Source organism: Pseudomonas sp. AM8, assembly GCF_036346475.1.
In the GTDB taxonomy this organism is placed as follows: Bacteria; Pseudomonadota; Gammaproteobacteria; order Pseudomonadales; family Pseudomonadaceae; genus Aquipseudomonas; species Aquipseudomonas marginalis.
This window is the reverse complement of record NZ_JAOTNX010000043.1, coordinates 1-487: the sequence shown is the minus strand read 5'-3', so window position 1 is coordinate 487 and position 487 is coordinate 1. Positions and strand designations below refer to the sequence as shown.

1 pseudogene is annotated in these 487 nt (G+C 62.4%); it reads left to right on the top strand.

Features of this window, described 5'->3' with window-relative positions:
* A pseudogene (locus tag V3W40_RS34565) lies at positions 1-487 on the top strand (arabinose ABC transporter substrate-binding protein); the annotation flags it as partial.

Here is a 487-nt window from a genome sequence, read left to right as displayed (position 1 = left end):
GGACGTGCCGTACCTGGGCATGGCCGCGTTTGAAGTGGGCCAGAAACAAGGTGCCGCCATGGCCGCCGAAGCGAAAAAACGCGGTTGGGACTGGAAGGACACCTACGCGGTGATCAACACCTTCAATGAACTCGACACCGGCAAGAAACGCACCGATGGCTCGATCAAATCCCTGGAAGAGGCCGGCATTCCCAAGGACCACATCCTCACCGCCGCGCTGAAAACCCTCGACGTCCCGGGCAGCATGGACGCCACCAACTCGGCCCTGGTCAAGCTGCCCAGCGGCGCGAAAAACCTGATCATCGGCGGCATGAACGACAACACCGTGCTCGGCGGCGTGCGCGCCACCGAAAGCGCCGGTTTCGCCGCCGCCAATGTGATCGGCATCGGCATCAATGGCACCGACGCCATCGGCGAATTGAAGAAGGCCAACAGCGGCTTCTTCGGCTCCATGCTGCCAAGCCCGCACATCGAGGGCTACAACACC